The following is a 228-nucleotide window of genomic DNA, read 5'->3' as shown; positions in this document are numbered from 1 at the left end:
GCCGGAGTTACCAGCACGCGCCCTCCGGCGTGCCGGGCGTGACGTGCAGGCGATTCGAACCACGGTCGACGACGGTCCGGGGATCACGCCGACCGCAGCGCTCCGAACCGCCCTTCGTCTGGGGGAAGGCGCGCTGGTCCTCGGCGAGGTACGCGGCGAGGAAGCACAGGTGCTCTACGAAGCGATGCGCGTCGGCGCGAACGAAAGCGCCGTGCTCGGCACCATCCA

At 70.6% G+C, this 228-nt stretch carries 1 pseudogene; it reads left to right on the top strand.

Annotated features, from left to right (window positions below):
• Window positions 1-228: pseudogene (locus SM755_RS24315) on the top strand (type II secretion protein); the annotation flags it as partial.

This window comes from Natrialba sp. PRR66 (genome assembly GCF_034808065.1).
Classification (GTDB): Archaea; Halobacteriota; Halobacteria; order Halobacteriales; family Natrialbaceae; genus Natrialba; species Natrialba aegyptia.
Note: the sequence above shows the minus strand (reverse complement) of the source record. Positions and strands in the feature narration are given on the sequence as shown.